We start from the raw sequence: 19,020 nt of genomic DNA on the forward strand, positions 1-19,020 counted from the left end.
TTCGATCCGTCAGTGCTGCGCGAAGCGATGGCCCGGCGGTTGTATCGCCGCGCGGAGGCCGAGGGTCAAATCAGGCTGCCGGCCGTCCCGGGACTGCTCGACGAGTATGTCTCGATGTGTCAGAAGCTCTTTGCCAGCTTGGGAATACAACACACGTCCGACCAAGCCGCTCAGCTCAAGGCCGTGCTCCAGCACGAGTTGGAAAAGGCATTCAAGGCCTCGTCACGGTCGAACATCGTCATCTCGTTTGACACCCCCTTCGGGACCGGTCTGAACTATCGCGTCAAAGCCGAGGTGTCGACGATTGCGGTCGAATACGACCACTGGGTCGCCACTCGTAAGGGGCCGCTGTTTGGGACCGAAGCGGATGCGCGCGTGGTGGCATTGGCCGACGAGGCCGCCGATCCCCGGTCCACCCGGGTGCTCGACATCGGCGCCGGAACCGGGCGTAACGCCCTGGCGCTGGCCCGGCGGGGTCACCCGGTGGACGCGGTCGAGATGGCCCCGAAGTTCGCCGAGATCATTCGCTCGGAGGCAGAACGGGATTCGCTGCCGGTGCGTGTGATCGAGAGCGATGTCTTTACGGCCGTGGAGGGCGTCCACGACGAGTATCAGCTCATCGTTGCCTCCGAGTTGGTGCCCGACTTCCGGACGACGCGGGAGCTGCGCGGCATGTTCGAACTCGCCGCGGACTGCCTGGCTCCCGGAGGACGCCTGGTGTTCAACACCTTCGCGGCGCGCCAGGGCTACGCCCCCGACGACGCCGCGCGGGAATTCGGACAGCAATGCAACAGCACGATCTTCACCCGCGACGAGCTCGCGCAGGCCGCGGCCGAGCTCCCCCTTGCGCTCATTGCCGACGACTTCGCCTACGACTATGAGAAAACCCACTTGCCGCAAGGCGCTTGGCCGCCCACCGCCTGGTTTGAGGGATGGGCCCACGGCCTGGACGTGTTTGACGTGGAGCGTGACGAGTCGCCAATCGAGTTGCGCTGGCTCGTCTACCAGAAGGAAGGTTAAGTTCTTCGCGTTCGCCGGACCCGGCGGCTAGGCGGTCAAATCGCGAGTCGCGGGCCCTTCAAGCAGCGTGCCGTCCGGGGCGAATCGCGAACCGTGCAGCGGGCACTCCCACGCCTGGTCCGCGTCGTTCCAGTTCACGATTCCGCCGAGGTGCGGGCACACCGGCGAGACAGTGTGCTCGGTGCCGTCGACCCGGCACCTGGCCTCCAAATGCCAGGGGGGCCCGCTCACGACCCCGCCCTCGCCGTTCACGGGGGTGCGATGGCCGGTGCGAATGACAGGCGTGATCCAGCCCTTGGTCAGGTTGAAGCCGACCTCGAGGTTGGCCTGCACCGCGGTCAGCAGACCCGACAGCTCGTGGGGGCTCCAGCTCGCGAACGCGCCGGCCCAGTCCATCTGGCCGCCCAGGATGCGGCTCGACAACGCCAACGCCGCCGCGGGGCCGTTCGTCATGCCCCACTTGTTGAAACCCGTTGCGACGAAGATGCTTTCGCTGTTCGGAAGGATGGGGCCCACATACGGCAAATGGTCGATCGGTGTGTAGTCCTGCGCCGACCAAAAGTGAGTCTGCGCCGCACCGGGGTAATGCTTGCGCGCCCACGACGACAGCTCCCCCAGCGCCTCGGACGGGCTCTTTTCCCGGCCGACGGTATGGCCCGCCCCGCCCACGATCAGCCGCTCCCCGTCCGCGACCGGCGCGTAGCGCACCGACCGCGTCGGCGAGTCGGCGGAGATCATCATCGGCCGCGTGACGTTTCCGGGAACCTTGAAGGCCAAGCAGTAGGAACGGCTCGGTTTCACCCGCGCGAAGTAACCACCCCGATCCAAGATCGGGATCCCGGTGGCAAGCACCAGCTGCCCGGCGGCGAGTTCCACGTCCTGCTGGTCGGCGTCGTTGACGTGCACGTGCACCCCGGCGCCGCGTGTGGAGACCCGCCGGACACGGGTGTGCTCGACCAATCGTCCACCGCGGTTGAGTAACTCCGTGGCCAACGTGTCCAGGAACGGCATCGGGTCGAACTGCGCCTGGTTCGGCAGCCGCACGCCGCCGTGGTACGGGAATGGCACGTCGGCGTCGTCCTCCCATACGGCGGGCAGGTGGACGGCCTGGCAAGCCTCCAATTCCCGCCGCGCGGACGGCACGCCCTTGGCGGACTGCGCATAGGTGTAGGCGTCCTCGCGTTGGACCGCGATGCCGTGTGACTCGCAGTACTCGAGCACCCAGTCCTGGCCTTCCCGGTTGCCGTCGATGTAGGCCCGCGCCACCTTCTTGCCATGCCTCGGTAGGACCTTCGACAGATGGGTCCCCTGTAACAAGCTGATTTTGGCGGTGGTGTTGCCGGTCGCGCAGGAACCGACGGTATGCGCCTCCAAGACCAGCACGTCCTTGCCGGCACGGCTCAGCAGAACCGCCGTCATCAGCCCGGTGATACCGGCGCCCACGACGATGACATCGGCGGACGCCGGGCCGTCGCCAAGCCGGCTTGCTGTCCAAGGTTGTTCGGCTCGCTCGGCGAACCATAAAGAAGTCATGCCTGGGCTGGTACCCGGCGGCGGCGTCGGGAAACGGGGCCCTCGGCCGCGCACGCTCGCTTATGCGCGCTTCAGCTGCGCTTTCGCGTGCTTCAGCGAGTCCTCGGCGGCGCGGTTTTCCTGCTCCGCTTTGTCGTAGCGGTCGTCGGCTCTCTTCAAGTCGCGCTCGGCCTCACGCAGACTATCCGCCGCGTCGTCGCGACGCTGCCGCGCCGCGTCCCGCTCGGCGCGACGGCGCGACAGCACGCGCTCGGTTTCGTCTTTGGCACGCTCCGCGGCGGCAAGGGCCGCGTTCAACTTGTCTCGGCGGGCGTCCTGGTGGCGCTCCGGCTCCTTCGCCACCGGCGCCGCGCCGCCGAATTCGCCGAAACCCGACCATGTTTCGGCCCTGGTCAGCCGGCCGAGCCGCGTCCTGACGTCGGGGTCGGCGACCGCGGCTTGCAGTGTGCCGGTCAGGTCGTCACGCAGCGTTGCCGACGGCTTGTTCACCTCGGCGGCTTCGAAAGCGGCCCGCACGAGTTCGCCGATGAGCCGGTGCTGTTCGGCGGACAAATCGCGGATGCGGTCGCCATCCATTGCGGAGTGCGCGGCGCGCAGGCGATCACCCAGGTCGGCCAGGCGCTGTTTGGCGTCCTTGTGTTGGAGCACGAGCCGGTTCGCGATCCACGCCGCCGTCGTCGGTTTGCGCGCCGCGGAGATCCGTTTGGCGGCGGCTTCGTCACCGCGCCGCCTGGCGGCGGCGGTCAATTGGGCGCGCTCCGCGGTGAATGCGCCGGGCTGCACCCAGTACAGACGGTCAAGTTCCTCGTCGGCCATGACGCCATGATCCCCTCGGCGTGCGGTTTCAGGTGCCACGCACCGCGGGTACCTGATCAACAACAACGTGAGGATTCGGCCAACTCTTATGACATCCACCAACCGTGCGCGGCTCATCCATCGGTACCTGCTGGCCGTCTTCGTTGTCGTGGGGGTGGTCGGTGTCGGCTGCGCCCGTCCGACGCCGGAGGCGTCCGGGCCGGCGCGAGTGACGATCATGCCCGGGCCCGACACGCGTGACGTCGATCCACTCACGCCGGTCATGGTCAAAGCCGACACGGGGAAGCTGACCGGTGTACGCATGGTCAACGATGCCGGCAGACCGGTCGAGGGGATCATGACCCCGGACAACACCGTCTGGAAGCCCACCGCTCCCCTGGGTTACGGACGGACGTACACGCTGACGCTCACCAGCGTCGGGCCGAACGGCGTTGCGGCCACCCAAGTGTCGACGTTCTCGACCTTGCTGCCGCCCAATCAGACCAAGGTCTCACTGACCACGACATCTGAGGCGGCCCTGCAAGAAGGCGGCACCTACGGTGTGGGAACGGTTGTCGTCGCCCACTTCGACGAGCAAGTCGCCGACCGGGCCGCCGCCGAACGACAGCTCAAAGTGACCACCAACCCTCCCGTGCAGGGTTCGTGGTTCTGGGTCGACAGCCAAAACGCTCACTGGCGACCCGAGCACTACTACGCGCCGGGCAGCACCATCACCGCCGAAGCCAAGATCTATGGAATTGCGTTGGGCGACGGCCTATTCGGGCAAGAAGACACCAGAGTGTCATTCCGTATCGGTGACGCGCACGTATCGATCGCGGACGATGCCACGAAAATGGTCAGCGTCTTCAACAACGGTGCCCTGGTCCGGACCATGCCCACGTCGATGGGAATGGGCGGCACCGAAACCATCGGCTCGCAGACGATTTCGTTGTGGACTCCCCCGGGCGTCTACACCGTGCTCGACAAGGGCAACCCGGTCGTGATGGACTCCTCCACCTTCGGATTGCCCAAGAATTCCCGCCTCGGATATCGCGAGACAATCAATTACGCCACCAAAATCAGCAACGACGGTATCTATCTGCACCAGCTCGACGCGACGGTGTGGGCCCAGGGCCATACCGACACCTCGCACGGGTGCTTGAACCTCAACGGCGACAACGCGAAATGGTTCTACGACTTCTCGGTGCCCGGCGACGTCGTCGAGGTCCGCAACAGCGGCGGACCGCCGTTGAAGCTGTCGCAGAACGGCGACTGGACGCTCAGCTGGGACCAATGGCGCAAGGGCAGCGCGCTGGCGCCGCCGTCCTGAGGTGCTCGCCGCCGGCTCTGCGCCGACCGGCCTGACTCGTCCGGATCCCCGCCAGGAAACTCTTGACTGATTCCAGATAAGGGGCCATATTGGCAGGGTGTCCTCATCGGCGGACTACGCGGAACAGCTGCGGATGGCCGATCTGCGTGTGACACGGCCCAGAATCGCCGTGCTGGAGGCGGTACACGCCCATCCGCATGCCGACACCGAGACGATCTTCTCGGCGGTGCGGCTGGGGCTGCCCGATGTTTCCCGACAAGCGGTATACGACGTCCTCAACGCGCTGACCTCCGCGGGCCTGGTTCGGCGGATCCAGCCGTTGGGCTTGGTCGCCCGCTACGAGTCCCGGGTCGGCGACAACCATCACCACGTCGTGTGCCGATCCTGCGGCGTCATCGCCGACATCGACTGCGCCGTCGGTTCGGCGCCGTGCCTAACCCCGTCGGATGGCGACAACGTCCTGGATGGTTTCGTTCTCGACGAGGCCGAGGTCATCTATTGGGGCCTATGCCCCGACTGCTCGACGGCAGATTCTTGATCACTCCGGTGATCGTGACCCGATTTACCCACCACCCGAAAGGAATGTTGTGTCAGAGAGCGAAAACCCGACTATCGAGGCGCCGAAGCCGAAATCGCATGCGCCACTGACTAATCGGGACTGGTGGCCCGACCAGATCGATGTGTCGACGCTGCATCCGCACTCCCCCCAGTCCAATCCGCTCGGCGATGACTTCGACTACGCCGAGGAGTTCGCCAAGCTCGACGTCGACGCGCTCAAGGCCGACGTGATCTCGGTGATGACCACATCGCAGGATTGGTGGCCCGCCGACTACGGCCATTACGGCGGCCTGTTCATCCGGATGAGCTGGCACGCCGCCGGTACCTACCGCATCCATGACGGCCGCGGCGGCGGCGGACAGGGCATGCAGCGCTTTGCCCCGCTCAACAGCTGGCCGGACAACGTGAGCCTGGACAAGGCCCGCCGGCTGCTGTGGCCGGTGAAGAAGAAGTACGGCAACAAGATCTCCTGGGCGGATCTGATCATCTTCGCCGGCAACTGCGCCTTGGAGTCGATGGGCTTCAAAACCTTCGGCTTTGCGTTCGGCCGCGAAGACGTCTGGGAGCCAGAAGAAATCCTCTGGGGCGAAGAGGACGAATGGCTGGGCACCAACAAGCGCTACTCCGGCGAGCGGAACCTCGCGCAGCCCTACGGCGCGACCACCATGGGCCTGATCTATGTGAATCCGGAAGGCCCCGAGGGCAAGCCGGACCCGATCGCGGCGGCGATCGACATCCGCGAGACGTTCGGCCGGATGGCGATGAACGACGAGGAGACCGCCGCGCTGATCGTCGGGGGCCACAGCTTCGGCAAGACCCACGGCGCCGGCAGTGGCGACCTGGTCGGCCCCGAACCGGAGGCCGCCCCGATCGAACAACAGGGCCTGGGCTGGAAGAGCTCGTTCGGCAGTGGCGCCGGCGAGGACGCCATCACCAGCGGCCTGGAGGTGGTCTGGACACCCACCCCGACCAAGTGGGACAACACCTTCCTGGAGACCCTGTACGGCTACGAATGGGAGCTGACCAAGAGCCCCGGCGATGCCTGGCAGTTCGTCGCCAAGGACGGTGCGGGCGCGGGCACCATCCCCGACCCGTTCGGCGGGCCGGGTCGCGCCCCGACGATGTTGGTCACCGACATCTCGCTGCGGGAGTCCCCGATCTACCGCGACATCACGCGTCGCTGGCTCGACCATCCCGAGGAGCTGACCGAGGCGTTCGCCAAGGCCTGGTACAAGCTGCTGCATCGCGACATGGGACCCATCACCCGCTACCTCGGGCCGTGGGTCGCCGAGCCGCAGCTCTGGCAGGACCCGGTTCCGGCCGTCGATCACGAGCTGGTTGACGAGAAGGACATCGCGGCGCTGAAAAAGAAGGCGCTGGAATCCGGCCTGACGGTTCAGCAGCTGGTCAAGACCGCTTGGTCGGCCGCGTCCAGCTTCCGCCGCACGGACAAGCGCGGCGGCGCGAACGGCGGGCGGTTGCGCCTCGAGCCGCAGCGCAGCTGGGAGTGCAACGAGCCCTCGGAACTGGACAAGGTGTTGCCGGTGCTGGAGCGCATCCAGCAGGACTTCAACGCATCGGCGTCCGGCGGCAAGAAGATCTCGCTGGCCGACCTGATCGTGCTGGCCGGTTCCGCGGCGGTCGAGAAGGCGGCCAAGGACGCCGGGTACGAGATCGCGGTGCACTTCGCGCCGGGCCGCACCGACGCATCGCAGGAGAACACCGACGTCGACTCGTTCGCGGTGCTCGAGCCGCGCGCCGACGGATTCCGCAACTACATCCGTCCGGGCGAGAAGGCGCCGCTGGAGCAGCTGCTAGTCGAGCGGGCGTACCTGCTGGGCGTGACGGCTCCGGAATTGACGGTGCTGGTCGGTGGTCTGCGGGCCCTCGGTGCCAATCACGGCGGCAGCAAGCACGGCGTCTTCACCGACAGGCCCGGCACGTTGACGAATGACTTTTTCGTCAACCTGGTCGACATGGGCAACGAGTGGAGGGCATCGGAGTCGGCGGAGAACGTCTACGAGGTGCTGGACCGCTCAACGGGGCAGCTGAAATGGACGGCCACCGCGAACGACCTGGTGTTCGGCTCCAATTCGGTGCTGCGCGCGCTGGCCGAGGTCTACGCGCAGGACGACGCCCAAGGGAAGTTCGTGGAGGACTTCGTCGCGGCGTGGGTCAAGGTCATGAACGCCGACCGGTTCGATCTCAAGTAACGCCGATTCCGGTCAGCGAGACGACGCCCCTCGAGCATCGGCTCGGGGGGCATCGTCGTTTGGTTACGTCAGCGGTCCAGATCCCACTGGCCGTAGTCGGCCGCGAGGACCTCGTCGACGTCCACGTTGATGCCGCCCAGCAGCGGACCCGGGTTCGACGGGCTGTTGACCACGGCCTGATACAGCACGGCCATCGGTTCACGCGCGCCGTTCGACCACGACCTCGTCTGCCAGGCCCAGCGGTGACCCGGGGTGGTCGAGTTTCCGATGACCCCGTCGCGGATCGCCCAGCCGCACGCCCGGGCATGCCCATAGATGCCGGTGCGGCCCACGCCCAGCACCGAGTTGATCCCTCGAAACCATTGCACCGCAGGGCCATTCCAAGTGTTTTCGTCGATGTTGTCGTCGACACTGAAGAAGATCGGCGCGGAATTCGTACCCCCGGCCGCACCGTGCAGGCGCAAGGCGGTCTGGGCGTCCGCCACGCCGCCGTCGTACCCGCGGGTGTAGTCCGACGGCGTGGGCCAACCGGGCTTGCCGTACTGGAAGTTGCTGACGATGTGAAGACCCGCGGCGCGCAGCGCGTCCGCGTACTCACGGGTGATGGGTTTTGCCTCGAAGTGCGCGCCCGGCCGCTCCTCGGACACGTAGTTCACGACCCCGTCGTAGCCTGCCGATTTGATCTCGCCAGGCGCGATCCTGCGCTCCGCAAAGTCGATCAACGTAACGCCGGCGGCTCGCGCGTTCGGCTCGTCGACCGTCGCGCCGACCGACCCCAGGCCCAGCAGAACCGGTGCAGCGTACTTAAGGACATCGCGTCGCGAAACGGAACCGCGCACCGCGCGATGGTAGCAAACGGCTCGACCACGCTCGTTGCATCAATTAGCTGATCGAACTATAGTCTGGACACATGTCCAGTTTGCTGTCACCGCGTTCGGGAGCGCGTTGATGGCGGTGGATTCGGGGGGTGCCCGTCGGCGTGCGTCGGCCAGCGGATAAGAGTTGAGTATGCGAATTGCCCTGCTGTCCTACCGGAGTAAGACCCATTGCGGTGGACAGGGCGTCTACGTGCGCCATCTCAGCCACGGTTTGGTGGAACTCGGTCACGAGGTCGAGGTGTTTTCCGGCCAGCCCTATCCGGAGCTGCTCGACCCGCGGGTACGGCTGACCAAGGTGCCAAGCCTTGACCTGTACCGCGAGCCCGACCCGTTCCGGGTGCCACGGCCGAGCGAGATTCGCGACTCCATCGACCTGTTGGAACTCCTCACCGTGTGGACCGCGGGTTTTCCCGAACCACGGACCTTCACGTTGCGTGTCGCGCGGCTGTTGGCCGAGCGGGCGGGAGATTTCGACGTCGTCCACGACAACCAGAGCCTGGGCACCGGACTGCTGAGCATCGCCCGCGCGGGGCTGCCCGTGGTGGCTACCGTGCACCACCCCATCACGCGGGATCGGGTGCTGGATCTCGCCGCCGCGCGGTGGTGGCGAAAACCCTTGGTGCACAGGTGGTATGGATTCTCCACCATGCAAGAGCAGGTGGCGCGCCAGATCCCGGACCTGTTGACGGTGTCGTCGTCCTCGGCGGCGGACATCGTCGCCGACTTCGGTGTCACGCCGGACCAACTACACGTCGTGCCGTTGGGCGTGAACACCGACCTGTTCACGCCGGGACCGACGCCACGGATTCGAAACCGCGTCATCGCGATCGCCAGCGCCGATACCCCGCTCAAGGGTGTCCGCACCCTGCTGCACGCGGTTGCCAGACTACGCACCAGCCGAGACCTGGAATTGCGGCTCGTCGCCAAGGTGGAACCCAATGGCCCCACCCACAAACTCATTGCCGAACTCGGCATCTCCGACATCGTCCACATCACCAGTGGCCTCTCCGACGGCGAGCTGGCCGCACTGTTCGCGTCGGCCGAGGTCGCGTGCATTCCCTCTCTCTACGAGGGGTTTTCGTTGCCCGCGGTCGAAGCCATGGCGAGTGGCACCCCGATCGTCGCGAGCCGGGTGGGCGCACTGCCCGAGGTCCTGGGCACCGATGGTGCCTGCGCCGAGTTGGTGCCACCGGCCGACGTGGATGCGCTCACCCGCGCCCTCGGCGAGCTGCTCGACTCCCCCGAAAAGCGCCGCAATCTGGGGAAGGCGGGACGGGCGCGCGCCGTCGACGTCTTCAGCTGGGAGGCGGTGGCCGCGCAGACCGTGCGGGTCTACGAACGAGCGATCGCGCGATGCTGACCGTCGATTTCGACCGGCTGGGCATCGGCCCCTCGACCAAGGTCATCGACGTGGGCTGCGGGGCGGGCCGGCATGCGTTCGAAGCGTATCGGCGCGGCGCCGACGTCGTCGCCTTCGATCGCGCCGAGTCCGAGCTGCGTTCGGTGGACACCATCCTTCGGGCGATGGCCGAGGGCGGTGAGGTGCCGGCGACTGCGTCGGCGAAAGTGGTCGTCGGTGACGCGCTGAGCCTGCCGTATCCCGACGGAACATTCGACTGCGTGATCGCGTCCGAAATCCTCGAGCACATACCGGAAGACGACGGCGCCATCGCCGAATTGATCCGGGTGCTCAAGGTGGGTGGCACATTGGCGGTCAGCGTTCCGAGGTGGCTTCCCGAGCGGGTGTGCTGGCTGCTGTCCGACGAATATCACAGCAACGAGGGCGGCCACGTGCGTATCTACCGGGCCAGCCGACTGCGCGACAAGATCACCGGCGGCGGAATGGAATTGACCCACGCCCATCATGCACACGCGCTGCACTCCCCCTTCTGGTGGCTGAAATGCGCTGTGGGCGTGTCGAATACCGATCATCCGGCAGTGGCCGCCTACCACAAACTCCTGGTGTGGGATTTGATGCGTCGCCCCAAGGTAACGCAGCTGGCCGAGTCACTGCTCAACCCGATCGTGGGCAAGAGCGTCGCGATGTATTTCGTCAAGCAGCAGGTGGCCGAAAGCCAGGAAGCCGCGGGGTATTCAGTTGCATCGGTTTAGCCCGCCGGCGGTTCCGGGCGTCCTTACACCCGAGCAGTGTCGGCAGACCGCGCTTTCGATCGCCGCGGCGCAGGAAACCTCGGGCGCGATTCCGTGGTTCGAAGGTGGTCACACCGATCCGTGGGACCACGTGGAGTGCGCGATGGCGCTCACGGCGGCGGGACTGCTGGAGCCGGCGCGGGCCGCCTTTGAATGGAGCCGTCGCACCCAGCGGCCGGACGGCTCGTGGCCCATCCAATTCCGTTCGGGGACGGTCGAAGACGCCAACAGCGATAGCAACTTCTGCGCGTATATCGCCACCGGTGTCTGGCATCACGTGCTGGCGACGGACGACGAGTCGTTCGCTGCGGCGATGTGGCCGGTGGTGCACAAGGCGATCGACTTTGTCATCGACTTACAGGTCGGATATGGCGAGATCTGCTGGGCGCGAAGCGAAGCCGGACCTCTCCCGGAAGCGTTGATGACCGGGTGCGCCAGCGTGTTCCACAGCATTCGCTGCGCGTTGGCGCTCGCCGCCCTGATCGGGGACCCTCAGCCGGAGTGGGAGCTGGCGCTCGGCCGGCTGGGACACGCGATCGTCGCACATCCGGAGGCGTTCACCGAAAAGGACCGCTATTCGATGGACTGGTACTACCCCATCCTCGGCGGTGCGCTGCGGGGCCCCGCGGCGGCGGCGCGAATCCGGCAGCGGTGGGACGACTTTGTGGTCCGCGGCCTGGGCATCCGCTGCGTTGACGACCGGCCCTGGGTTACCGGTGCAGAGACATGCGAACTGGTGATGGCCCTCGAGGCCATCGGCCATCGGTCCGCCGCACATCAGCAATTCGCCGCGATGCACCATCTGCGCGAAGAAGACGGATCGTACTGGACGGGTTTGGTGTTCGCGGACGGGAAGCGCTGGCCCGAGGAGCGCACCACCTGGACCGGGGCGGCGATGATCCTTGCCGCCGACGCGCTCTCGGACACCACGCCGGGCGCGGGCATCTTCCGCGGCGACGAGCTGCCGATGGGCCTGCAGACCGACTTCGATTGCGAATGCGTGGTCGCCGGGCCCGGCCGGTGACCGAAACGGGTTAGACCTGGTGGCCCGCTCGCCCGCCGGTGCGTTCGAGCACCCGCAGCGACCCCGTCACCGAAACCTCCCGGAACTGACCGGAATCGATGGCGCGGCAATAGATGTAGTACGGCGGGCGCCCGCCGTCCTTGGGGTCCGGGAACACATCGTGGATCACTAACGCGCCGCCGGCGGCCACCCACTTCGCCCACCCGTCGAAGTCCTGTGTCGCAGCGGCCTCAGAGTGGCCGCCGTCGATGAACAAGAACTGCAGCGGTGAGCGCCAGGCACGCGCCACGACCGGTGACTTGCCCACGACGGCGACGACGTGGTCGTCCAGACCCGCGGCGTCGAGGGTGCGGCGGAAACTCGGCAACGTGTCGAACAGCCCGGTGACCTCGTCGACCAGCGAGGCGTCGTGGAACTCCCAGCCGGGCTGGTGCTCTTCGGAGCCGTGGTGATGGTCGACGGTGTAAAGCACGCCACCGGTTTGCGCTGCGGCCGCGCCGAGCAACAGGGTGGATTTGCCGCAGTAGGTGCCGATCTCGACACCGACGCCGCCGCCGAGGTACCCCAATGCGGCGTCGTACAGCGCGCGGCCCTCGTCCGCCGGCATGAAACCCGGCACCCGTTCGGCCAGCGCGAACAGCCGCTCGGGCGCGCCGGCGTCTACGTGACTCATCAGCTGATCGTAGAAGAGCCTTGGGCTGCCCAGCGGCCGGCCCGCGTTCGCTTTACCATCATGCTGTGCATCTCTTTCCCCTCCGTAAATTGGTCGACGTCGGCCTGGCCGCAGCCACGGTCACGGCCGCGCTGACGATCGCCGCCGTTGTGCTACCGCCCGGAACACCGGGCGCCGCGGGGCTGGCCGCCGCGGCAAACTGCCCCCAGGTGCAAATCGTGTTCGCCCGCGGCCGTAACGAGTCACCGGGGCCCGGCGCCCTCGGCAACGCGTTCATCAACGCCGTCGAATCCAAAGCCGGCAACCGAACCATCGGCACCTACGCCGTGAAGTATCCCGCCGACACCGAGGTCGACGTCGGCGCCAACGACATGAGCCACCACATCCAGGACGTGGTCAACAACTGCCCGAACACCCGGCTGGTGCTGGGTGGCTACTCGCTCGGGGCGGCGGTCACCGACGTCGTGCTCGCGGCGCCGATCTCGGCCTTCGGTTTCGACAGCCCCCTGCCGCCGGGCACCGACCAGCACATCGCCGCCGTCGCACTGTTCGGCAACGGGAGCCAATGGGTCGGCCCGATCACGAACTTCAACCCGACCTACAACGACAGGACCATCGAGTTGTGCCACGGTGCCGATCCGGTCTGCAACCCCGCGGACCCGAACACCTGGAAACAGAACTGGCCGGCACACCTCGCGAGTGCCTACATCGATGCGGGAATGGCAAACCAGGCCGCTGATTTCGTCGTCAGCAAGCTTTAGACGGTCGCCACGTTCCTGCTGCCGAGATTGACGGGCAGCCGGGCAAATCCGCGGAGGTTGACCAGTCCACGCCGTGGTGTGGGGCCGCTCAGCTGTAGGTCGGGGTATGTCTCGAACAATGCGCGAAGCGCCGTAGTCCCTTCGACGCGTGCCAGGGCGGCGCCCAGGCAGGCGTGGATCCCCGACGCGAATGCCAGGTGGTCGCGGGCATTGGGCCGGGCGATATCGAATCTCGCGGGCTCGGCGAACACGCGCGGGTCGCGGTTGGCGCCGCCGAGGAGCAGCGCCACCATGTCCCCCGCGGCGACGCGGTGACCGGCCAAGTCGAGGTCACAAAGCGCGGTGCGCGACGTCATCTGCACCGGGCTGTCCATTCGAAGGATCTCCTCGACGGCCGACGGCCACAGCTCGGGGTCCGCGCGCAGGCGCGCGAGTTGATCGGGGTTTTGCAGGAGCAGAATGATGCCGTTGCCGATCAGGTTGACGGTGGTCTCGAAGCCCGCGCCGATGAGTAAGGCGGCGTTGGCGGTGAATTCGTGGTCGGTGAGCGTGCCGTGGGCGGCCAGCCGGCTGAAGGGATTGTCGTCGCCCGCCTCACCCGCGCGGAGTTGATGGAAGCGTTCACGCAGTTCGTGATCGGCGCCGCGCAGGGTGTCGATGGCCCGCCGGTAGGTCCGCCATCCGATCCCGATGTCCAGCAGCGGGGCGCCGCTGTGTCCCCACTCCAACATCCACCGGTGGGTGTCCGGGGGCAGGCCGAGAATCTCGGCGATGATGGCCACCGGCAGCTGGGACGCGAAGTCGGCGATCAGATCCGGATGTGGCGTTCCCGCAAGGCGATCGATGAGCTCGTCCGTCACCTCGACGACGCGGGCGCCGAGCCGGTCGATCGCACGCGGGGTGAAGCTTTGCGCCACCGCCTGCCGGTACCGGGTGTGCTCGGGAGGGTCGACGACGACCATGGCGGGCGGTTCGACCGGATTTGCCGCCACGGCGTCGTCCGTCCTTGATATCACCGTCCGAAGTGGGCGGGGCAGGTCCATTGCGGACGGCCCCGTCACGCCGAAACGTTTGTCGCGCAACACTTCGCGGCACACACCGTGGTCGACGCTGATCCAGGTGAACGGTGTGCGCACCAGCGCTCCCCCCGCCCGGATCTCCTCCATCAGCGGGTAGGGATCGCCGGCCCGGCCGTGACCGGCGATCAGGCGGGCCAAGGGGTCGCCGCCCAGCGCCCGAACCTTCATGAACGTTCCGGGCACGCCGTGCATGGCCGCCCACCGAACCCACATACGAACGCCCATAAGAGCCCCCTAGCAGCGAAGAGTCGCTATACTCACCATCGTTAGATACAAATAGACGGGTTTTGTCTCAGACGTATCAATCGCTACGATACGACGACCCGCACGGGTGAGCAAGGAGCAATCAAGTGACCACGAGCCGAACGGCGGAGTTTGTGCGGCGCCTCGCCGCGCCCGAGCCTGCGGTGCTCGCGCAACTGCACCGCCCCGACGACATCACCACCCGCATCCTGGCCGCCACCCTCGAGCAGGCCGAACTCGTCGGAATGCGGCGCATCACCATGGAAGACGTCGCCCGGCGCAGCGGGGTCGGCCGCGCCACGTTGTACCGCCGCTTCCCCACCAAAGGCGCGCTGATCGACGCCGTCGTCCTGGCCGAAGCCCGCCACTACTTCGATGGCCACGCGCAAGCCTGCTCGCAAGCCACTGGCCTCGAAGACCGCCTGGTCTACGGCACGGTGTTCACCGTGACGTTCCTGCGCGAGCACGCGTTGCTCAAGAAATTGCTGCGCACCGAGCCCGAGACCATCTTGCCGAGCCTGACCACCGACGCCGGCCCCATTCTCGACTTCGCCATCGATCAATCCGCGGCTGAGTTGAGGGCCGAAATCTACGGCACGAAGGCCACCACGCCCGACCAGGAGCGCCACCTACGCACCGTCGCCGAGCTGCACACCCGCCTGACCCTGTCGTTCATCGTCACCCAACACAGCGGCATCAATCTCGCCACCGTCGACGACACCCGCGCATTCGTGCGCCAATACCTGCTGCCGATGATCACGGGCCCTCATTGACGGAAGCGACTCTACGTCGCTAGCTCACGAATAGCGCGATCCGGAATGCGGAGTTTTACCAATAGAATTGGTGAAAATTGTCACGGCTATTGCGATGTGGCACAGCCCAATTCGCGGCCCACGGCGGCGCCGAATCGCTTCAGGCCGGTGTGTCGGTGCCGGTATACACCTTGAAGTTGCGGATAACGGGGACGACGTCGTCCTCCGAGGAGGCGCGGCGCCGGGCAAGAGATGACGGATGCCGATGCATCGCTTCGTTGCGTTCGCGTGCGCGCCGCTGAGCCGCAGCCCAGGCGGGATGTGAGCGAAGGAAAATAACCGTCGCTCCTGATGCATTCGCCACGATTGTCAACTCCTCCCAGTGCCACTCAACTCGCTGCAAAAGCCACCAGAGGTGGTTATCGGTTCGTGATCCAAGAATGCCCAGCCAATCCTGAGACCAAACCATCGGTCATCTTGAGAATTGGCCATGAATTCCTGGTAAATCCCGAGCCATTACCGCGCCGCCGTCCCTTTTGGGGCGACCGCGATCCAAACGGTAACGACACCCACCGACAAAATTCCGGTTTCGACCCCGTGCGGCCTCGGCTGCTATCGTCGCTTGCTTATGCCCGAGATGGATCGCCGCCGCATGATATTGACGGCAGGGATCGGCGTGCTGGCGGCCGCGCTCCCCGTCCCTGAGGCCCGCGCTTTCCCGTCCCGAACGGATGCATCGGGGGGCAGGATGCCGCCGCCCGCCGCGCCGAGCGGCCAGACCGGGAGCTACATCTTCGCCGATGAATTCGACGGACCGGCCGGGTCGGCCCCGGATGCGTCGAAGTGGGCGGTGGCCAAGGCCCGCGAGACGATCAAAGACCCGACGTATTGGGAGCTGCCCGAGCACATCGGGCAGTACCGCGATGATCGCAAGAACGTCTTCCTCGACGGCAACTCCAACCTGGTCCTGCGTGCGGCGAAAGAAGGACCCACGTACTACAGCGGCAAGGTGCAAAGCCTCTGGCGGGGCGGAGTCGGCCACACCTGGGAAGCCCGGATCAAGCTCAACTGCCTGACCGCCGGCGCCTGGCCCGCCTACTGGCTGGGCAACGACGACCAGGGCGAAATCGACGTCATGGAGTGGTACGGCAACGGCAAATGGCCCTCGGCCACCACCGTCCATGCCAAGGCGAACGGCGGCGAGTGGAAGACCCACAACATCGCGGTGGACAGCGGCTGGCATACCTGGCGCACCCAGTGGGATGCGGCGGGCATCCGCTTCTGGAAGGACTACGCCGACGGCGCGCAACCGTACTTTGACGTGCCCGCGAGCTCGCTACCGGACTGGCCGTTCAACAACCCCGGCTACACCGCTTTCCCGGTGTTCAACCTTGCGGTTGCCGGTTCCGGGGGCGAAGACCCCGGGCCCGGGGCCTATCCCGCCGACATGCTGATCGACTGGATTCGAGTCTGGTAGACGCTCACATCGCGTTTCCGGCGAACCACGCGCTGGTCACCGCACGCGTCTCAGGTGGCGGGAAGTGGGCGCCCGGGGCGCCAAGTTCTCCGACCTTGACTGTCCAGGCCGCCGCCGAGCGGTCGATGCAGCTCCCGGCGCCCTGGCTCGGAAGCCATAGCACCCGCAGGTTCGCCCTCGGGGCCTCGCACCAGTAGGCGCCCTCGTACCCGTCGTCGCGCGAGCCCCAGGCGCCGCCGTTGCGAAGCAGGCAATGTGTGCCGTCGTCGAGGGCGAGCGCGAACGGATCCGGCGTGGCGGTGGGCTGCACCGGCGGGAGCGAACCGCCGTAGGTCACCCGGTGCAGGCTCTTGTCCCATGGATTGTCCACGCACAGCAGCGATCCGGGCGTCGACGGCCAGCACGTGCCGGCGCCGGCCGCGCTTGGCGAGCAAGAGTAGATGTTGTCTGCGACCGCCGACGGTGACGGCGTCGAGCAGTCGTTGACCGCGACGACGTTGCCCTGCGCGGGCGCCTCGCGGTAGCCGTTGATGGGTTGGCCGCTAGGTCCGATCGCCACCGTGGTGATCGCTTGGGTCGGCGGCGGTTCCGCGTTTGCCGCTCCGGCCGGCGGGAAGACGGCGATGACTATCGAGGTGATCGACACCGTGGCAACTCGCAACGCGTCCATCTGGCTGACACTCCTCCGCAGCGGCCCCCTCTGAATGGTCGCTCCAAAAGCCGTCCGGCTCAATGGGTGAGCAGCGCGACCGCACTCCCCCTGCGCTCGAACGTGTCGCGAGCGGTGCCGAGTCCGGTACCGTGCGCTCATGTCTGATCGAAACCGTCGCTTCCTGCTCCGCGAGCGCCCCTCCGGGCGCATCGGCCCGGACACGTTCGAGCTCACCGAGGAGGCCGTCCCCGAAATCGGGGATGGCGAGGCGCTGGTGCGCGTCGACTGGATCTCCCTTGACCCGACCAACCGCGCGTGGATCAACGACACGCCCACATATCTGCCGCCGGTCGGGATCGGCGAGGTGATGCGCGGCGGCGGGCTCGGCGAGGTCGTCGCGTCGAAGAATCCGAACTATGCGGTCGGCCAGACCGTGCAGGGCCTGGTCGGCTGGCAGGAGTACGCGGTCGCCTCGGATGCGATGCCGTTGTTCCCAGTCGACGTCGCCGAGGGTGTTTCGCCGACCGCGTACATGGGCGCGCTCGGTATGACCGGGCTCACCGCATGGGTGGGAATCCGCGACATCGGCAAGCCGAAACCCGGTGAGACGGTGGTGGTCTCGGCCGCGGCCGGCGCGGTCGGTTCGGTGGCAGGTCAGCTTGCCAAGGCCGACGGCGCCCGCGTCGTCGGGATCGCCGGCGGGCCGGAAAAGTGCGCGCTGCTGACCGACCAGCTCGGCTTCGACGCGGCGGTGGACCACCGCGCCGACGATTGGGCCGGCCAGCTCGCCGCCGCGACGCCCAACGGCATCGATGTCGACTTCGAAAACGTCGGCGGCGACATCATGGACGCGATCTTCGCGCGCCTCAACATCGGTGCGCGCGTCGCGCTCTGCGGCCTGATCTCCGGCTACAACTCGGCCGACCCGCCGCCCGGACCCCGCGCGTTCGGAAACCTGCTGATCCAGCGGGCGACGCTGCAGGGGTTCATCGTCCTGGACCACTTCGGCCGTGCCCCCGAGGCGATCCGCGAGATCGCCGGCCTGATCACCCAGGGCAAACTCACGCCGCTAGAGACCGTCGTCGAGGGCTTCGAGCAGCTGCCGACGGCGATCAACATGCTGTTCGACGGCAAGAACGTCGGCAAGCTCGTCGTCAAGACGTCGGGCTAGGTCGTCGCTTGCCAGTCGTCCGGTTGTTGGGATCGGTAGCGGTTCGGCCGGGCTGTACTGATCGCAACGACGCCGCCACCGAGGCGGCGCGTGACGAAAGGAAGTCAGCAATGAGGATCGTGCCGGCCAGCATCGAAGAACAGATCAACCGTGTCGATCGCCAGCGGAGCCTGTACATCGGCATCAGCGCCGCCCTGATCGCGCTGTGGAGTGTCTACCGAGTGCTCTGGACGCTGTACATCGGGATGACGTTTGGTTGGTTCTTGGGATCGATGGTTTTCCCGTTGGTGCTGTGGGGTGTCATCGGAGCCGCCGCGGGGGTCGCGGCCACCGGCTTCCTGACCCGCTACTCCAGGGGTTCATGAACCTGCTCGACGCAACGGAAAGTTCCGAACCTGCTTGAGGTTCGGAACTTTTCGTTTGGGCGGTTGCCGTCAGCGCAATTCCTGGATGCGGATCAGGTTGCCCGCGGGATCGCGCACCGCGCAGTCGCGAACTCCGTACGGTTGCTCCGTCGGCTCCTGGACAATCTCGGCGTCGCCGGCTTGTAGCTGCTCGAAGGTGCTGTCGAGGTTTTTGGTGGCCAGCAGGAGCATCGCGTAGGTGCCCTTCGCCATCATTTCGGCAATGGTGCGGCGCTCGTCGTCGGTAATGCCGGGGTTGGCGCCCGGCGGGTTCAGCACGATCGATGTCTCGGGCTGGGCGGGAGG

The 19,020-nt window shown here is 66.7% G+C and carries 19 protein-coding genes; 12 read left to right on the forward strand and 7 right to left on the reverse strand.

Features of this window, described 5'->3' with window-relative positions; translation table 11 throughout:
- The first annotated feature begins 27 nt into the window (after window positions 1–27).
- Window positions 28–1,020 (forward strand): class I SAM-dependent methyltransferase, encoded by a 993-nt coding sequence (locus tag A5744_RS04310; RefSeq protein WP_076058753.1) that lies wholly within the window; start codon window positions 28–30, stop codon window positions 1,018–1,020.
- Between the two features lie 27 nt (window positions 1,021–1,047).
- On the opposite strand, the gene A5744_RS04315 is transcribed toward A5744_RS04310, so the two are convergent.
- Window positions 1,048–2,553, reverse strand: coding sequence for an FAD-dependent oxidoreductase (locus A5744_RS04315; protein WP_076058681.1), 1,506 nt, complete (start codon window positions 2,551–2,553; stop codon window positions 1,048–1,050).
- 60 nt (window positions 2,554–2,613) lie between these two features.
- The gene (locus A5744_RS04320; RefSeq protein ID WP_076058683.1) at window positions 2,614–3,369 is read right to left on the reverse strand and encodes a hypothetical protein; all 756 of its coding nucleotides are present in this window, start codon (window positions 3,367–3,369) and stop codon (window positions 2,614–2,616) included.
- Window positions 3,370–3,457: 88 nt separating this feature from the next.
- Here A5744_RS04320 and A5744_RS04325 point away from each other — a divergent pair, with 88 nt between their 5' ends.
- From A5744_RS04325 to katG, 3 genes are all read left to right on the forward strand, one after another.
- Window positions 3,458–4,678, forward strand: coding sequence for an Ig-like domain-containing protein (locus A5744_RS04325; RefSeq protein ID WP_076058685.1), 1,221 nt, complete (start codon window positions 3,458–3,460; stop codon window positions 4,676–4,678).
- Window positions 4,679–4,775: 97 nt separating this feature from the next.
- Complete coding sequence (locus A5744_RS04330) at window positions 4,776–5,216, forward strand: Fur family transcriptional regulator (RefSeq protein WP_076058687.1); 441 nt, start codon at window positions 4,776–4,778, stop codon at window positions 5,214–5,216.
- Window positions 5,209–7,449 (forward strand): catalase/peroxidase HPI, encoded by a 2,241-nt coding sequence (gene katG, locus A5744_RS04335; RefSeq protein WP_139331234.1) that lies wholly within the window; start codon window positions 5,209–5,211, stop codon window positions 7,447–7,449. Before A5744_RS04330 ends, katG begins: the two co-directional genes overlap by 8 nt.
- A 68-nt stretch (window positions 7,450–7,517) precedes the next feature.
- Here katG and A5744_RS04340 read toward each other — a convergent pair whose 3' ends face one another.
- A complete protein-coding gene (locus A5744_RS04340; protein WP_076058691.1) occupies window positions 7,518–8,288 on the reverse strand; it encodes a DUF1906 domain-containing protein in 771 nt (256 codons plus the stop codon).
- A gap of 169 nt (window positions 8,289–8,457) precedes the next feature.
- Here A5744_RS04340 and A5744_RS04345 point away from each other — a divergent pair, with 169 nt between their 5' ends.
- Genes A5744_RS04345 through A5744_RS04355 form a run of 3 tightly spaced genes read left to right on the forward strand, consistent with a single transcriptional unit; the run spans window position 8,458 to window position 11,502 of the window.
- Window positions 8,458–9,687 carry a glycosyltransferase family 4 protein gene (locus A5744_RS04345; RefSeq protein ID WP_076058693.1) on the forward strand — a complete coding sequence of 410 codons (1,230 nt, stop codon included), beginning with the start codon at window positions 8,458–8,460 and terminating at the stop codon, window positions 9,685–9,687.
- Window positions 9,681–10,439, forward strand: coding sequence for a class I SAM-dependent methyltransferase (locus A5744_RS04350; protein ID WP_076058695.1), 759 nt, complete (start codon window positions 9,681–9,683; stop codon window positions 10,437–10,439). Before A5744_RS04345 ends, A5744_RS04350 begins: the two co-directional genes overlap by 7 nt.
- Window positions 10,426–11,502, forward strand: a complete 1,077-nt coding sequence (locus tag A5744_RS04355; protein WP_076058697.1) for a prenyltransferase — start codon at window positions 10,426–10,428, stop codon at window positions 11,500–11,502. The genes A5744_RS04350 and A5744_RS04355 overlap by 14 nt, the downstream gene beginning before the upstream one ends.
- A gap of 10 nt (window positions 11,503–11,512) precedes the next feature.
- Here the strand turns inward: A5744_RS04355 and A5744_RS04360 are convergent, their stop codons facing one another.
- Entirely contained in the window at window positions 11,513–12,175 is a 663-nt protein-coding gene (locus A5744_RS04360) for a class I SAM-dependent methyltransferase (protein ID WP_076058699.1), read from the reverse strand.
- Window positions 12,176–12,279: 104 nt separating this feature from the next.
- Here A5744_RS04360 and A5744_RS04365 point away from each other — a divergent pair, with 104 nt between their 5' ends.
- Window positions 12,280–12,936 (forward strand): cutinase family protein, encoded by a 657-nt coding sequence (locus tag A5744_RS04365; protein ID WP_240562963.1) that lies wholly within the window; start codon window positions 12,280–12,282, stop codon window positions 12,934–12,936.
- Here the strand turns inward: A5744_RS04365 and A5744_RS04370 are convergent.
- Window positions 12,933–14,240: a cytochrome P450 gene (locus tag A5744_RS04370; RefSeq protein ID WP_076058702.1), complete on the reverse strand. Its 1,308-nt coding sequence runs from the start codon at window positions 14,238–14,240 to the stop codon at window positions 12,933–12,935. The two genes, A5744_RS04365 and A5744_RS04370, sit on opposite strands and share 4 nt — an antisense overlap.
- 125 nt (window positions 14,241–14,365) lie before the next feature.
- Between A5744_RS04370 and A5744_RS04375 the strand changes: the two genes are divergently transcribed.
- Complete coding sequence (locus A5744_RS04375; protein ID WP_076058704.1) at window positions 14,366–15,031, forward strand: TetR/AcrR family transcriptional regulator; 666 nt, start codon at window positions 14,366–14,368, stop codon at window positions 15,029–15,031.
- Window positions 15,032–15,638: 607 nt separating this feature from the next.
- Window positions 15,639–16,487, forward strand: a complete 849-nt coding sequence (locus A5744_RS04385; protein WP_076058706.1) for a glycoside hydrolase family 16 protein — start codon at window positions 15,639–15,641, stop codon at window positions 16,485–16,487.
- A 4-nt stretch (window positions 16,488–16,491) separates the two neighbouring features.
- Here the strand turns inward: A5744_RS04385 and A5744_RS04390 are convergent, their stop codons facing one another.
- A complete protein-coding gene (locus tag A5744_RS04390; RefSeq protein ID WP_076058708.1) occupies window positions 16,492–17,157 on the reverse strand; it encodes a hypothetical protein in 666 nt (221 codons plus the stop codon).
- 139 nt (window positions 17,158–17,296) lie between these two features.
- Between A5744_RS04390 and A5744_RS04395 the strand changes: the two genes are divergently transcribed.
- Both A5744_RS04395 and A5744_RS04400 read left to right on the forward strand, forming a co-directional pair.
- The gene (locus tag A5744_RS04395) at window positions 17,297–18,310 is read left to right on the forward strand and encodes an NADP-dependent oxidoreductase (protein WP_076058710.1); all 1,014 of its coding nucleotides are present in this window, start codon (window positions 17,297–17,299) and stop codon (window positions 18,308–18,310) included.
- A 110-nt stretch (window positions 18,311–18,420) separates the two neighbouring features.
- Entirely contained in the window at window positions 18,421–18,675 is a 255-nt protein-coding gene (locus A5744_RS04400) for a hypothetical protein (RefSeq protein ID WP_076058712.1), read from the forward strand.
- 69 nt (window positions 18,676–18,744) lie between these two features.
- Here the strand turns inward: A5744_RS04400 and A5744_RS04405 are convergent.
- Window positions 18,745–19,020: VOC family protein (locus tag A5744_RS04405; protein WP_076058757.1), on the reverse strand; the 276-nt coding region annotated here is incomplete at its 5' end.

The organism is Mycobacterium sp. IS-1264 (assembly GCF_001954195.1).
Classification (GTDB): Bacteria; Actinomycetota; Actinomycetes; order Mycobacteriales; family Mycobacteriaceae; genus Mycobacterium.

Excerpts from the sequence above, each read along its gene's own strand:
- A5744_RS04310 (WP_076058753.1), top strand. The coding sequence starts at position 28 with ATGGCCCGGCGGTTGTATCGCCGCGCGGAGGCCGAGGGTCAAATCAGG.
- A5744_RS04315 (WP_076058681.1), bottom strand. The coding sequence starts at position 2,553 with ATGACTTCTTTATGGTTCGCCGAGCGAGCCGAACAACCTTGGACAGCA.
- A5744_RS04320 (WP_076058683.1), bottom strand. The coding sequence starts at position 3,369 with ATGGCCGACGAGGAACTTGACCGTCTGTACTGGGTGCAGCCCGGCGCA.
- A5744_RS04325 (WP_076058685.1), top strand. The coding sequence starts at position 3,458 with ATGACATCCACCAACCGTGCGCGGCTCATCCATCGGTACCTGCTGGCC.
- A5744_RS04345 (WP_076058693.1), top strand. The coding sequence starts at position 8,458 with ATGCGAATTGCCCTGCTGTCCTACCGGAGTAAGACCCATTGCGGTGGA.
- A5744_RS04350 (WP_076058695.1), top strand. The coding sequence starts at position 9,681 with ATGCTGACCGTCGATTTCGACCGGCTGGGCATCGGCCCCTCGACCAAG.
- A5744_RS04360 (WP_076058699.1), bottom strand. The coding sequence starts at position 12,175 with ATGAGTCACGTAGACGCCGGCGCGCCCGAGCGGCTGTTCGCGCTGGCC.
- A5744_RS04370 (WP_076058702.1), bottom strand. The coding sequence starts at position 14,240 with ATGGGCGTTCGTATGTGGGTTCGGTGGGCGGCCATGCACGGCGTGCCC.
- A5744_RS04385 (WP_076058706.1), top strand. The coding sequence starts at position 15,639 with ATGCCCGAGATGGATCGCCGCCGCATGATATTGACGGCAGGGATCGGC.
- A5744_RS04390 (WP_076058708.1), bottom strand. The coding sequence starts at position 17,157 with ATGGACGCGTTGCGAGTTGCCACGGTGTCGATCACCTCGATAGTCATC.
- A5744_RS04395 (WP_076058710.1), top strand. The coding sequence starts at position 17,297 with ATGTCTGATCGAAACCGTCGCTTCCTGCTCCGCGAGCGCCCCTCCGGG.
- A5744_RS04400 (WP_076058712.1), top strand. The coding sequence starts at position 18,421 with ATGAGGATCGTGCCGGCCAGCATCGAAGAACAGATCAACCGTGTCGAT.